General features: G+C 43.2%; 2 tRNA genes. Both read right to left on the reverse strand.

From position 1 onward, the window contains the following. Window positions 1-150 precede the first annotated feature (150 nt). Window positions 151-226 (reverse strand) — tRNA-Ala (locus AC1FXP_RS23550). Between the two features lie 55 nt (window positions 227-281). After that, a tRNA-Ile gene (locus AC1FXP_RS23555) sits at window positions 282-358 on the reverse strand. Between the last annotated feature and the right edge of the window lie 325 nt (window positions 359-683).

Here is a 683-nt window from a genome sequence, read left to right on the forward strand (position 1 = left end):
CGATCTATTTGAAAAAGTCGTTTTTGAATTCTTGACGTTCGTTCAACTTCTCTTATAAATAAGATACCGATGAACTTACTATTGTTTCTATTGCATTATCTAGTTTTCAAAGAACCTTGCTATTGATTTAACTTAACCATCTAGCATTTTTGGTGGAGCCTAGCGGGATCGAACCGCTGACCTCCTGCGTGCAAGGCAGGCGCTCTCCCAGCTGAGCTAAGGCCCCGAGCGTTTTAAACAAACGATCAATTAAAACAATCGTTTGATTAGTTGTTATATTATGGTGGGCCTGAGTGGACTCGAACCACCGACCTCACGCTTATCAGGCGTGCGCTCTAACCAGCTGAGCTACAGGCCCCCACCATGTATGTGAGAAATAGATCTCATATTATTATAGAGAGTTTTGAGTTCTCTCAAAACTGAACAAGGCTACTGACTTCAATTACTTCATGTAACACTGCTCTGTACTGCTTCATGCTGCCTTGCTCCGAGGAAGCTTGCTTCGTTAGCAAACGCTCGTAGACGCAGGAGCAAAAGCATTTAAATAGAGAGTTTTGAGTCCTCTCAAAACTGAACAAAAGACCAAAGCTTCAAACAACCAAAGTTGTCTGTCGACTAGAGTTAAACTCCATAGAAAGGAGGTGATCCAGCCGCACCTTCCGATACGGCTACCTTGTTACGAC

Source organism: Halalkalibacter sp. HAAS-P013 (assembly GCF_056619925.1).